Genomic DNA, 10,715 nt, shown 5'->3' on the forward strand with positions numbered 1-10,715 from the left:
ATTACGGAGGGGGCCGGCGGCGTACGCGGGCGAGGCGCCCGCCCCGGGTCAGCAGCCGAGCAGCCGCGCGCCCAGGTATGCCTGGATCTGGTCCAGGGAGACGCGCTCCTGCTTCATGGTGTCGCGCTCGCGGACGGTGACGGCGTTGTCGTCGAGGGTGTCGAAGTCGACGGTGACGCAGAACGGGGTGCCGATCTCGTCCTGGCGGCGGTAGCGGCGGCCGATGGCGCCGGCGTCGTCGAACTCGATGTTCCAGTTCTTGCGCAGGTCGGTGGCGAGGCCCTTGGCCTTCGGCGAGAGCTGCGGGTTGCGGGAGAGCGGCAGGACCGCGACCTTGACCGGCGCCAGGCGCGGGTCGAGGCGCATGACCGTGCGCTTCTCCATCTTGCCCTTGGCGTTCGGCGCCTCGTCCTCGATGTACGCGTCGAGCATGAAGGCGAGCATCGCGCGGTTCACGCCCGCCGCCGGCTCGATGACGTAGGGGGTCCAGCGCTCGCCGGCCTCCTGGTCGAAGTAGGAGAGGTCCTGGCCGGACGCCTTGGCGTGCGCGGAGAGGTCGAAGTCGGTGCGATTGGCGACGCCCTCCAGCTCCGAGAACTCGGTGCCGCCGAAGTTGAAGCGGTACTCGATGTCAGCGGTGCGCTTGGAGTAGTGGGAGAGCTTCTCCTTGGGGTGGTCGTACCACCGGATGTTCTCCTCGCGGATGCCGAGGTCGCGGTACCAGTTCCAGCGCTCGGCCATCCAGTACTCGTGCCACTGCTCGTCCTCGCCCGGCTTGACGAAGAACTCCATCTCCATCTGCTCGAACTCGCGGGTGCGGAAGATGAAGTTGCCCGGCGTGATCTCGTTGCGGAAGGACTTGCCCATCTGCGCGATGCCGAACGGGGGCTTCTTCCGGGAGGTCTGCTGGACCTGCGCGAAGTTGGTGAAGATGCCCTGCGCGGTCTCGGGGCGCAGGTAGGCGACCGAGGCGGTGTCCTGCGAGGGGCCGAGGTGGGTGGAGAGCAGACCGGAGAACTGCTTGGGCTCGGTGAAACCGCCCTTGTTGCCGCAGTGCGGGCAGTTCAGGTCGGCGAGGCCGTTGGCGGGGAGGCGGCCGTGCTTCGCCTCGTACGCCTCCTCCAGGTGGTCGGCGCGGAAGCGCTTGTGGCAGGAGGTGCACTCGGTGAGCGGGTCGGTGAAGGTGGCGACGTGGCCGGACGCCTGCCAGACCTCGGGGGCCAGGATCACCGACGAGTCGATACCGACGACGTCCTCGCGCGAGGTGACCATCGCGCGCCACCACTGGCGCTTGAGGTTCTCCTTCAGCTCGACGCCCAGCGGACCGTAGTCCCAGGCGGCGCGCGAACCGCCGTAGATCTCACTGCAGGGGTAGACGAAGCCACGGCGCTTGCTCAGGCTGACGATGCTGTCGATCTTGTCGGCGGCCACGGTGCTCTCTTCATTACGACGGCGAACGATGGACGGCGGCGGCGCTGCGCGCCGGTGCGGGTGAATGATTCAGGTTACCGGCGGCCGTACCCCCCGGACCAATTCGCCGGGGCGCCTCTCCGCTTCCTCCCGGTACCACCCGTCCCACGGCCCCGTTCGAACATGTTGTTGACAATCGTTTCCACTTTTGTTGAAAATGACTGTCATGAACGTACGCCGTCGCATATCCACCGCAGCCCTCGCCGGAGCCTGCGGACTCGCCCTGCTCACTCTCTCCGCCTGCTCCTCCGGCGCCACCGGCGGCGGCAGCGGCGGGAAGCTGCGGGTGACGGCGTCCTTCTACCCGATGGAGTTCCTCGCCCGGCAGATCGGCGGCGACCACGTCGAGGTGTCCAACCTCACCAAGCCCGGCGTCGAACCCCACGACCTGGAGCTGTCCCCCAAGCAGACCGGTCAGCTCGGCGAGTCCGACGCGATCGTCTACCTCAAGGGACTCCAGCCCGCCGTGGACGAGGCGGTCGCCCAGTCCGGCGTCGAGAACATCGCCGACGCCGCGGCCATGACCTCCCTGGAGGAGCACGGCAACGAGGTCGACGGCCACCACCACGGCCACGCCGCCTCCGGCTCCGACGCCGACCCGCACATCTGGCTCGACCCGGTGAAGTACGCCGAGGTCGCCAAGGGCGTGAACGCGACGCTGGCCAAGGCCGACCCCGGCCACAAGGCCGACTTCCAGAAGAACACCGACGCCCTCGTCAAGAAGCTGGACGGGCTGAACGCCGACTTCACCGAGGGCCTGAAGAACCGCGCCTCGGACACCTTCCTCACCACCCACGCGGCCTTCGGCTACCTCGCCGAGCGCTACGGACTGACCGAGGAGGCCATCAACGGCCTCGACCCCGAGTCCGAGCCGAGCGCCCACCGCATCAAGGCCCTCCACACCGTGGCCGAGAAGCACCACGTCTCGACGGTCTTCTTCGAAACGCTCGCCAACCCGGCCACCGCCAAGGCGCTCGCCGGCGACCTGCACCTGAAGACCGACGTCCTCGACCCCCTGGAGGGGATCACCGACGCCTCCCGCGGCAAGGACTACTTCGGCGTCATGCGCGCCAACCTCGCCGCCCTCCAGAAGGCGCTCGGCACCAAGTGACCAGCCACCCCGGGCCCGCCACGACGGAGGTCAGCATGGAAGAAGCGGCATCCCCGCGAGACGACCGGCCGGTCATCGCGCTGCGCGGCGCCACCGCGTCGCTCGGCGCCCGCCCCGTCCTGCGCGGCGTCGATCTGACCGTCCACGCCGGAGAGGTCGTCGCGCTGCTCGGCGCCAACGGCTCCGGCAAGTCCACGGCCGTCCGCTCCGTCATCGGCCAGGTCCCGCTGACCGGCGGCGACCTCACCCTCTTCGGTACGCCGCTGCGCCGCTTCAAGGAGTGGCACCGCGTCGGCTACGTACCGCAGCGCACCACGGCGGCGGGCGGGGTGCCCGCCACCGTCCGGGAGATCGTCACCTCCGGGCGGCTGGCCCGCAGCCGCTTCGGGCTGCCGCGCCGGGCCGACCGCGAGGCCGTCCACCGCGCGCTGGAGCTGGTCGGGATGGCCGACCGCGCCAAGGACTCCGCCGCCGCGCTCTCCGGCGGCCAGCACCAGCGGGTGCTGATCGCCCGCGCGCTGGCCGTCGAACCGGAACTGCTGATCATGGACGAGCCGATGGCCGGGGTGGACCTCGCCAGCCAGGAGGTGCTGGCGGACGCGCTGCGCGAACAGGTCGCCCGCGGCACCACCGTCCTGCTCGTCCTGCACGAACTGGGCCCGCTGGAGCCGCTGATCGACCGGGCGGTGGTGCTCCGCGACGGCTGCGTGGTCCACGACGGGCCGCCGCCGGAGGCCGTCGGCCAGCACGCCCTGCCCGGTCACGACCACGTCCACCCGCACGCCGACGACACGGCGCCCGCGGCGCTGGGGACGGGACTGCTGAGCTGACATGGAAATCCTGAACTACGCCTTCATGCAGCGGGCCCTGATCGCCGCCCTCATCGTCGGCGTCACCGCACCCGCCATCGGCATCTACCTCGTCCAGCGCCGCCAGTCCCTGATGGGCGACGGCATCGGCCACGTCGCCCTCACCGGCGTCGGCCTCGGCTTCCTGATCAACAGCGGCTCCGCGTGGGCCGGCCCGGTCTGGATCGCCACCTTCGTCGCCATCGCCGGCTCCGTCGCCATGGAGCTGATCCGCTGGTACGGCAGGACCCGCGGCGATCTGGCGCTGGCCATGCTGTTCTACGGCGGTATGGCGGGCGGTGTGATGCTGATGAACCTCTCCGACGCCGGCTCCAACGCCAACCTCAGCACGTACCTCTTCGGCTCGATCACCACCGTCTCCGCGCAGGACATGACGGCGATCTGCGTACTGGCCGCGCTGGTCCTGGCGATCACCGTGGGGCTGCGGCGGCAACTCTTCGCGGTCTGCCAGGACGAGGAGTTCGCCCGCGTCACCGGTCTGCCGGTGCGGCTGCTGAACCTGCTGATCGCGGTCACCGCCGCGGTCACCGTCACCGTCGCGATGCGCGTCGTCGGCCTGCTGCTGGTCTCCGCGCTGATGGTGATCCCGGTCGCCGCCGCCCAGCAGATCAGCCGCAGTTTCGCGGTCACCTTCGCGCTGGCCGTGGCGATCGGCGTCGGCGTCACCCTGACCGGCACCGCGACCTCGTACTACGTCGACGTGCCGTCCGGCGCGACGATCGTGCTCTTCGCCATCGCCGTCTTCGTCCTCTTCACGCTGCTCGCCGCGCCGCTCGCCAGGAAACGGGCGCGGGCCGCCGCCGGGGGCGCCGACGGGTGCACCCTGGAAGTACCCGGGGGCCGCGCTCCGGCGGACGACGTGCGGGTCTGAGCGCGGACCGGCCCGCGACGCCGCGAGGGAGGTAAGTGGTCCCCCGGCGATCCGGTCATCACCTGGCACAATGGCCACACGCCCGTCCAGGGGGACGACCACGACCTAGGAGGCAACGGTGGCGACGAGCGCGGGATCCCCGGTACGCGGCCGGTCGACGCGACAGCGGACCGCGGTGTCGGCCGCTCTCGACGAGGTCGACGAGTTCCGCAGCGCCCAGGAACTGCACGACATGCTCAAGCACCGGGGCGACTCGGTGGGCCTGACCACCGTCTACCGCACGCTCCAGTCGCTGGCGGACGCCGGTGAGGTCGACGTCCTGCGGACCAGCGACGGCGAGGCCGTCTACCGCCGGTGCAGCACCGACGACCACCACCATCACCTCGTCTGCCGCACCTGCGGCAAGGCGGTCGAGGTGGAGGGCCCGGCGGTGGAGAAGTGGGCCGACCAGATCGCCGCGGAGCACGGCTTCCGCGATGTCGCCCACACCATCGAGATCTTCGGTACCTGCGGCGACTGCGCGGCGGACGAGCAGAAGTAGCGGAGCCCCGTACGCGGAAAGGGCCGCCTCCCCGAGCGGGAGGCGGCCCTTTCGTGTGCCCGGCGCCGGATCAGGTCGCCGACTCGCCCTCGGCGATCGGTGCCGCGCCGAACCGGCGGTCGCGCTTGGCGTACTCCAGGCAGGCTTCCCAGAGGTTCCGGCGGTCGAAATCAGGCCAGAGAATGTCCTGAAACACCATCTCGGCGTAGGCGCTCTGCCAGATCAGATAGTTCGAGGTGCGCTGTTCGCCCGACGGGCGAACGAAGAGATCAACGTCCGGCATGTCCGGGTAATACATGTACTTGGCGACCGTCTTCTCGCTGACCTTGGACGGGTCGAGTTTGCCCGCCTTCACGTCCGCGGCGATGGCCGCGGCGGCATCCGCGATCTCCGCCCGCCCACCGTAATTCACGCAGAAATACAGCGTCATCGCGTCGTTGTCCTTGGTCTGCTCCTGGGCGATCTGGAGTTCCTGGACAACGGACTTCCACAGCTTCGGCATACGCCCGACCCAGCGGATACGGATACCCAGCGCATCCATTTCGTCGCGCCGCCGCCGGATGACATCGCGGTTGAAGTTCATCAGGAAGCGGACCTCGTCCGGGGAACGCTTCCAGTTCTCGGTGGAGAAAGCGTAGAGGGAGAGGTTCTTCACGCCCATTTCGATACAGCCCTTGAGGACATCGAGCACGACGCCCTCGCCGACCTTGTGCCCTTCGGTACGGGGCAGCCCGCGCTCCTTGGCCCACCGGCCGTTTCCGTCCATGACGATGGCCACGTGCTCGGGGACCAGCTCCCCCGGGATCTTCGGGGGACGCGCACCGGAAGGGTGCGGCTCGGGCGTCTCGTATTCGCGTCGATTACGGCCCAGAATTCCGCGTCGTGCCATGCGGCCCACGTCTCCCATTGTCTTGAATACCGAGGTCGATCCATTTCGCCGGGCGGCTTCGCGCCGCCGCCCGGACCCTACCGCCGGGCTATTTCTCCACGTACCGGAGCGAACGCAGTCCGCGCTCCAGATGCCAGTGCAGATACGCCGCGACGAGTGAGCTGCCCTCCCGGACGTGCCGGGGTTCGCTCGCGTCCGCGGTCTCCCAGTCGCCGGTCAGCAGCGCGCTGAGGAGCCCGATGGCCTCCGAGGAGGGTACGACGCTTCCCGGGACCCGGCAGTCGCCGCACACCACCCCGCCCGAGGCGACCGAGAAGAACCGGTTCGGGCCGGGCAGCCCGCATCTCGCACAGCCGTCGAAGCTGGGCGCGTAGCCGTTGACCGCCAGGGAGCGCAGCAGGAAGGCGTCGAGCACCAGGTGCGGTTCGTGCTCGCCGCGGGCGAGCGTGCGCAGTCCGCCGACGAGGAGGAGGTACTGCTGCACCGCCGGTTCGCCCTCGTGGTCGGTGAAGCGCTCCGCGGTCTCCAGCATCGCGGTGCCCGCGGTGTAGCGGGCGTAGTCGGTGACGATCCCGCCGCCGTACGCCGCCAGCGACTCGCTCTGCGTGCACAGCGGCAGCCCGCGCCCGACCAGTTCGCTGCCGCGGGCGAAGAACTGCACGTCGACGTGGGAGAACGGCTCCAGCCGGGCGCCGAATTTCGACTTGGTGCGCCGCACGCCGCGTGCGACGGCCCGCACCCGGCCGTGGCCACGGGTGAGCAGCGTGATGATCCGGTCCGCCTCCCCGAGCTTCTGGGTGCGCAGCACGATGCCGTCGTCGCGGAACAGACTCATGGCGCCATTGTCCCGCACCGCGCGGGGCGCCCGGGGCCCGCCCGGTGCGGGCGGCGGACGGGGCGCGGGGCCCGGCGGGGGCACGGGCGACACGGCGGGGCGACGGACCGGCGGGCCGGAATCGGGGGCCGCGCGGAGGGGCGGGGCGGCCCGGCGGCCGGGTGGCCGGGTGGCCGGGTGGCCGGGTGGCCGGCCCCGGCGGGAAAACGCGCACCGGCGACGCGGGCGGGGACGGCGGAAATGCCGGTAACGGCGGAAATCGCGGAAGGCTCGGGAAACTCGGAAGGCCGGGGATATTCCTGGCGGTGAAGTGGCCGGAGAAGCGCGCATCGGCGGACGAAGAGGGCCGCCGGGCGGCGGGGTGGAGCCATTTCGGCCCGGACCCCGCCGGGAAGGGCGTCAGGCCAATTCGCCTCTGCTGCGGGCGTTCACGTACGCGGTCGTCGCCCGGAGACGTTCGGTGACGGTGGCCGGCCGGACCGTCGTACAGGCACATTCCCAGTCCCGGCCGCCGCCGATCGGCCGGAGCCGGAGGATTTCGCCGTCGACCGCCACGACCTTGCCGACCCGGGCCGTACGGATATCGAGGGCGAAGGCGCCGACCGGCGGGCGGCCCACGGTGTTCATCGCTCCCCCAGCGCGTCCGTCAGCCGTCGGGCGACATCCATCGTGCAGCGGCCCAATTCCACCAGCGGGAGCATGGCGTAATTGGCGCAGGAAACGGGGTCGGGGCCAAGGGACGGCAGGACGATTCCCGCGCGCGCGAGGGTATTTCGCAATTCTTTGGTGACGGATTCAACTTCTTCGATCCGGTCCATCGGAGACCCACACCTTCTGTCGGAGCTTTCGCCGTTGGGGGGTAAAGAGTGACCCCTCGGCCCGGAGTGCGCAACGAGGGGCGCACCGCAAAGCCCGGCCCGGGTAACCCGGGCCGGGTTATGGCCAATGCTTCACATGGAGGTGAACCCCGGACCGCAGGGGCCCATTCACGGGCGCCGGTCGACCGCTCCGGCGAAAGGCCGCCCCCGGCGCAAGGGGCGTCCGTTCGCGCACGCATTCCTTTTCCAGCAGCCCGCCTCAGGGCCCGGCGAGCGGGAACGCACCGCACCGTAAGCCCCCTTTCGGCGCGGTGCCCCTTATTCCGCGGAGACCGGAAATCCGGCCGTCCTTTCGAGAAAAGCTCAGAGGGTGAGCGAAAATCCGTCAGCCCCGGCGGAGTTCACGGCGGGGCACGGAGCCGGACGCCGCCGGTGCGCCGCCGTCCGGGTGATCCTGAACGGGGCGCCGGGGCGCGGGAGCGCACGGAACGGGCGCGCGGAAATGCCCGCCGCGCCGGTCCGCGCGCCCGTTCCCGTCCGCGCGCCGCCGCCCTGCCGCGCGCACCCGTAGATCACCGAGCCCCTCCCGTCAACTCCCCTTTTCCTCCGGGAGGTTGGGTGACGATCTCCCTCCGCGTCTCCCTGGTGAAGGGCGCGGTGGCCACCTACGCTCTCTTCTCGTCGCCGCGGCCCTCGCCGCGGGCATCCCTGACCTGGCCGCAAACGGCGTCGGAGGAAGGCACGCAATGCACCGCCGCCCGCTCGAACACCCCGCCGCGGCGCACCCGCATCCGCTCCGGCGGCACCCGCGGCGACCGCCGGAGGCGGCACGGCGGCCCTCCGCGTGCCACCGCCGCCCGGGAGCGCCCCCGCCCGCTCCCCCCTCGGCCCACGGGTCCGCAGCACACCTTCCGCGCCCCTTCGACCACACCGGGAACGACCCGTCCGCCATCCCGACGCGCCGGTAACATCCCGTCAGGCTCGGTACCCCACCACACAGTTGACGCTTGCGCGGCGTCACTGCCGACCGGACGGAAACCGTGTCCACCGGCCCGTTCCCCCAACGAGGATCCCCGATGACATCCATACCGGAGGCGCTGTTGTGGTGCCTCAGCGCAGGAACGGCCGCCGCCGTGGTGCTGGCCGGGTGCCTGCTCCGCGCGCAGCGGCAACGCAAGATCCTCACCGGGCGCCTGACCGCCACCGAGGAACAGCACGCGGCGACGGTACGCGGCAACACCGAACTCACCGCCCGGCTGCGGGCCACCGAGGCGGAGATCCGCCATCTGGCCGGTGCGCGCATCCCGGACCTGACCACGTCGCTGGCCCATCCGCACATCCCCGTACGCGGGCTCCTCGACGCGCGGTTCGCGGACTCCGAGACCGACCACGCGCTCACCGCCGTCCTGGACCAGATCTCCGAGGCGGTCACCAAGGAGCGGCTGCGGGTCGACGCCGCCGCCCAGGCCACGCTGCGCGGCGCGACCACCACCATCCAGGCGCTGCTCTACCGCCTGCAGACCGCCCTCCAGGAGATGCAGCACCGCCACGACGACCCGGCCGTCGCCCAGGACCTGCTCCACGCGGACTTCCTCAACGAGCAGGCGCTGCGGCGCATCCAGGCCACCGGCGTCGTCTGCGGCGCCTGGCCCGGTCTGACCCGGGAGGACTCCTACCTCGCCGAACTCGTCGTCGGCGCCACCTCCCGGCTGCGCGGCTACGAGCGGGTGCAGGTCAGCAACCAGCTGCGGGACCCGGTCGCGGTCGTCGCCCGCGCCGTCGAGCCGGTGGCGATCACCGTCACCGAACTCCTCGCCAACGCGCTGCACCACTCGCACCGGGAACTGCCGGTCACCGTCACGCTCCAGCAGGGCAACCGCGGCGCCTCCGTGATCATCGACGACTACGGCGTCGGGATGCACCCCGACGAGATCGAGCACGCCATGGCGCTGATGTCCGGCGACCGCGACGTCCTGCTCACCCAGCTCGGCGACCCGCCACGGGCCGGTTTCGCCGCCGCCGGCCAGTTGGTGCGCCAGTACGGCTTCGGGGTGCACGTCGAGTCCTCGCCGTACGGCGGGGTGCGCGCGGTGATCTACATCCCGGGTGATCCGCTCCTGACCGTCCTCGACGAGAGCCGGCAGCCGATGTCCGTCATGGCCCCCGTACCGCACCGCCCGGCCACCGCGGCGGGCGCCGTCCCCGCGACGGGCAGCGGCACCAGCCCCGCGCCGGTCGCCGCCCCGCACGCCCCCGCTCCGGCCGCCGCGTCGTACGCACCGGGCGCGCCGGCCGGGCACCCCGAGCCCGGGGCCGCCCCGGGCTCCGAGGACGAACTGCCGCGCCGCCGGCGCCGCCGGGCCGTCGCCGAGCCCGAGCCGAACCTGCCGCGTAGCGAACCGGTCGCCGACCGTACGCCCGAAGAAACCGCCTCCCGCTGGGCCGCGCTCCAGCAGGGCACCGAGTCCGGGCGGGCGGCCGCCGCCCGGCCGGAGCTCCCTCGCTCCCCCGAAGGGAATCCCCACGCATGAACACGCCCACCCGCCGCCGCGTCACCGAGGACAAGTCCTGGGTGCTGGCCCCGCTCCTGGAACTGCCGCACGTCATCCACGCCGCCGTCATCTCGGGGGACGGTTTCATCGAGGGCTCCTCGCCCGGTCTGACCCGGGAGGCGGCCGAGGGCGTCGCCGCGATGATGTCCGCGCTCCAGGGCGCCGGACGCGCGGTGACCGCCGCCTTCGCCGAGCGGGACGCCACCTTGCGGCAGACCGTCGTCGAATCCGAGCAGGGCTGGGTCTTCGCCATCCCCGCCGGCGAGAACACCTGCCTGGCGGTCTTCGCCGGGCCCGAGGTCAACATGGGCATCGTCGCCCACCACATGCAGGTGCAGGTGGCGACGCTGGGCGCCAAGGTCATGAACAGCCCGGCCCGGGACCTCGGCAGCCCCGCATGACCCCGCGGCAGAACGGCAGGCGCCTCGTACCGGCCTATCTGGCCACCGGCGGACGGGCCCGGCCCAGCCGCAACACGCTGGACCGGCTGACCCTCCTGCACGGCGTGGACGCGCCGCCCACCAGCGAGTTACGGCCGGAGGAGCGCCGGATCCTGGAGCTGCTGCGGCCCGGGGCGCTGTCGCTGGCCGAGGTCGCCGCCCATCTGCGGCTGCCCGTCTCCGTGGTGAAGGTCCTGGTGGCCGACCTCGTCGACGCCGGACGGCTGCACGCCCGTGTCCCCATACCCGAAGCCGAGCAATTCGACCGGCAGATCCTGGAGAGGGTTCTCGATGGACTCCGCTCTCTCAAGTCCTAGTG

General features: G+C 71.5%; 12 protein-coding genes. 7 read left to right on the forward strand and 5 right to left on the reverse strand.

Annotated features, from left to right (window positions below):
• Window positions 1-48: 48 nt before the first annotated feature.
• On the reverse strand, window positions 49-1,431 hold the full coding sequence (locus ACZ4M8_RS03120) for a glycine--tRNA ligase (protein WP_467602898.1): 1,383 nt from the start codon (window positions 1,429-1,431) through the stop codon (window positions 49-51).
• Between the two features lie 205 nt (window positions 1,432-1,636).
• On the opposite strand from ACZ4M8_RS03120, the gene ACZ4M8_RS03125 reads away from it, so the two are divergent.
• The 4 genes from ACZ4M8_RS03125 to ACZ4M8_RS03140 all read left to right on the forward strand — a co-directional run bounded on the left by ACZ4M8_RS03125 (window position 1,637) and on the right by ACZ4M8_RS03140 (window position 4,862).
• A complete protein-coding gene (locus ACZ4M8_RS03125; protein ID WP_467602900.1) occupies window positions 1,637-2,581 on the forward strand; it encodes a metal ABC transporter substrate-binding protein in 945 nt (314 codons plus the stop codon).
• Between the two features lie 35 nt (window positions 2,582-2,616).
• Window positions 2,617-3,411 carry a metal ABC transporter ATP-binding protein gene (locus ACZ4M8_RS03130; protein ID WP_467603457.1) on the forward strand — a complete coding sequence of 265 codons (795 nt, stop codon included), beginning with the start codon at window positions 2,617-2,619 and terminating at the stop codon, window positions 3,409-3,411.
• A 1-nt stretch (window position 3,412) separates the two neighbouring features.
• A complete protein-coding gene (locus ACZ4M8_RS03135) occupies window positions 3,413-4,321 on the forward strand; it encodes a metal ABC transporter permease (protein ID WP_467602901.1) in 909 nt (302 codons plus the stop codon).
• Window positions 4,322-4,439: 118 nt separating this feature from the next.
• Entirely contained in the window at window positions 4,440-4,862 is a 423-nt protein-coding gene (locus ACZ4M8_RS03140) for a Fur family transcriptional regulator (RefSeq protein ID WP_450958511.1), read from the forward strand.
• A gap of 70 nt (window positions 4,863-4,932) precedes the next feature.
• Here the strand turns inward: ACZ4M8_RS03140 and ACZ4M8_RS03145 are convergent, their stop codons facing one another.
• The 4 genes from ACZ4M8_RS03145 to ACZ4M8_RS03160 form a co-directional block, all read right to left on the reverse strand.
• Window positions 4,933-5,751 carry an isoprenyl transferase gene (locus ACZ4M8_RS03145; protein WP_345085093.1) on the reverse strand — a complete coding sequence of 273 codons (819 nt, stop codon included), beginning with the start codon at window positions 5,749-5,751 and terminating at the stop codon, window positions 4,933-4,935.
• Window positions 5,752-5,839: 88 nt separating this feature from the next.
• Window positions 5,840-6,586 (reverse strand): DNA repair protein RecO, encoded by a 747-nt coding sequence (gene recO, locus ACZ4M8_RS03150; protein WP_467602903.1) that lies wholly within the window; start codon window positions 6,584-6,586, stop codon window positions 5,840-5,842.
• 399 nt (window positions 6,587-6,985) lie between these two features.
• The gene (locus tag ACZ4M8_RS03155) at window positions 6,986-7,213 is read right to left on the reverse strand and encodes a hypothetical protein (RefSeq protein WP_467602904.1); all 228 of its coding nucleotides are present in this window, start codon (window positions 7,211-7,213) and stop codon (window positions 6,986-6,988) included.
• Window positions 7,210-7,404, reverse strand: a complete 195-nt coding sequence (locus tag ACZ4M8_RS03160) for a hypothetical protein (protein WP_078654204.1) — start codon at window positions 7,402-7,404, stop codon at window positions 7,210-7,212. Before ACZ4M8_RS03160 ends, ACZ4M8_RS03155 begins: the two co-directional genes overlap by 4 nt.
• Window positions 7,405-8,480: 1,076 nt before the next feature.
• Here ACZ4M8_RS03160 and ACZ4M8_RS03165 point away from each other — a divergent pair.
• The 3 genes from ACZ4M8_RS03165 to ACZ4M8_RS03175 are packed head-to-tail and all read left to right on the forward strand — an operon-like array spanning window position 8,481 to window position 10,713.
• Window positions 8,481-9,935, forward strand: coding sequence for an ATP-binding protein (locus tag ACZ4M8_RS03165; protein ID WP_467602905.1), 1,455 nt, complete (start codon window positions 8,481-8,483; stop codon window positions 9,933-9,935).
• On the forward strand, window positions 9,932-10,357 hold the full coding sequence (locus tag ACZ4M8_RS03170; protein WP_467602907.1) for a roadblock/LC7 domain-containing protein: 426 nt from the start codon (window positions 9,932-9,934) through the stop codon (window positions 10,355-10,357). The genes ACZ4M8_RS03165 and ACZ4M8_RS03170 overlap by 4 nt, the downstream gene beginning before the upstream one ends.
• Complete coding sequence (locus tag ACZ4M8_RS03175; protein ID WP_399091255.1) at window positions 10,354-10,713, forward strand: DUF742 domain-containing protein; 360 nt, start codon at window positions 10,354-10,356, stop codon at window positions 10,711-10,713. The genes ACZ4M8_RS03170 and ACZ4M8_RS03175 overlap by 4 nt, the downstream gene beginning before the upstream one ends.
• Window positions 10,714-10,715: the final 2 nt, after the last annotated feature.

The organism is Streptomyces sp. NPDC027185 (assembly GCF_055567035.1).

What these genes read in the sequence shown, in the direction of transcription:
- ACZ4M8_RS03125 (WP_467602900.1), top strand. Translation starts at nt 1,637, where the DNA reads ATGAACGTACGCCGTCGCATATCCACCGCAGCCCTCGCCGGAGCCTGC.
- ACZ4M8_RS03130 (WP_467603457.1), top strand. Translation starts at nt 2,617, where the DNA reads ATGGAAGAAGCGGCATCCCCGCGAGACGACCGGCCGGTCATCGCGCTG.
- ACZ4M8_RS03135 (WP_467602901.1), top strand. Translation starts at nt 3,413, where the DNA reads ATGGAAATCCTGAACTACGCCTTCATGCAGCGGGCCCTGATCGCCGCC.
- ACZ4M8_RS03145 (WP_345085093.1), bottom strand. Translation starts at nt 5,751, where the DNA reads ATGGCACGACGCGGAATTCTGGGCCGTAATCGACGCGAATACGAGACG.
- recO (WP_467602903.1), bottom strand. Translation starts at nt 6,586, where the DNA reads ATGAGTCTGTTCCGCGACGACGGCATCGTGCTGCGCACCCAGAAGCTC.
- ACZ4M8_RS03155 (WP_467602904.1), bottom strand. Translation starts at nt 7,213, where the DNA reads ATGAACACCGTGGGCCGCCCGCCGGTCGGCGCCTTCGCCCTCGATATC.
- ACZ4M8_RS03160 (WP_078654204.1), bottom strand. Translation starts at nt 7,404, where the DNA reads ATGGACCGGATCGAAGAAGTTGAATCCGTCACCAAAGAATTGCGAAAT.
- ACZ4M8_RS03165 (WP_467602905.1), top strand. Translation starts at nt 8,481, where the DNA reads ATGACATCCATACCGGAGGCGCTGTTGTGGTGCCTCAGCGCAGGAACG.
- ACZ4M8_RS03170 (WP_467602907.1), top strand. Translation starts at nt 9,932, where the DNA reads ATGAACACGCCCACCCGCCGCCGCGTCACCGAGGACAAGTCCTGGGTG.
- ACZ4M8_RS03175 (WP_399091255.1), top strand. Translation starts at nt 10,354, where the DNA reads ATGACCCCGCGGCAGAACGGCAGGCGCCTCGTACCGGCCTATCTGGCC.